The sequence below is a fragment of the Verrucosispora sp. ts21 genome, assembly GCF_002879555.1.
In the GTDB taxonomy this organism is placed as follows: domain Bacteria; phylum Actinomycetota; class Actinomycetes; order Mycobacteriales; family Micromonosporaceae; genus Micromonospora; species Micromonospora gifhornensis.
The window spans coordinates 1-621 of sequence record NZ_PNOZ01000183.1; the positions used below are offsets into that span (position 1 = coordinate 1).

Annotated in this window: 1 protein-coding gene; it reads right to left on the reverse strand. The window is 66.3% G+C overall.

Annotated features, from left to right (window positions below; translation table 11 throughout):
- Positions 1-33: 33 nt before the first annotated feature.
- Complete coding sequence (locus C1A38_RS30440; RefSeq protein ID WP_102661105.1) at positions 34-615, reverse strand: hypothetical protein; 582 nt, start codon at positions 613-615, stop codon at positions 34-36.
- Positions 616-621 lie beyond the last annotated feature (6 nt).

Below are 621 nucleotides of genomic sequence, written 5' to 3' on the forward strand. Positions count from 1 at the left end.
TCTTGTTCCCCCTGTACGAGGAAGGTCTTCGGGTCAGCTGTTCCAGTGTTCGGCGACGAGGTCGGCGGCCTGCTGTTCCCACTGGGCGTAGTGGAAGGGGTAGGCGGAGACCTGGACGGTCTGGGCGGCTTCGGTCAGGGGCATGTTCTGCCAGCCGTCGACCTGCTTGAGGCCCTTGAGGAAGGCGGTGGTGGAGTATTCGGGGTCGGTGATCTGCTCGACGGTGCCCCAGCCGCTGGACGGGCGCTGCTGGAACAGGCCCTGGGAGTCGTGGTCGTTGCGGTCGCCGAGGTGGCCGAGGTTCTCCAGCTTCGACTCCTGCAGCGCGGTGGCGATGGAGACGACGGCGGCGCGTTCGTCCATGCCGGTCTTCTTGGTGGCGGCGATGATCGCCTTGGTGTTGGCGACCTGTTCGTCGTTGAGGTCGATGTGGGACTGGTTGCCTTGGACGCCGTGGGGGATGAGCTTGGCGGTGTCGGGCTTGGTGGCCTGGGCGACGGTGGCGGTGCTGGTGTTCGTGGTGGTGTCGGTGTGGTTGAGCGGGCCGGCGGCGAGGCCACCGGCGACGGTGAGACCGGCGATGGCGAGGACGCTCTTACGCAGCATGGTGTTCATGATCAA

What these genes read in the sequence shown, in the direction of transcription:
- C1A38_RS30440 (WP_102661105.1), bottom strand. Translation starts at nt 615, where the DNA reads ATGAACACCATGCTGCGTAAGAGCGTCCTCGCCATCGCCGGTCTCACC.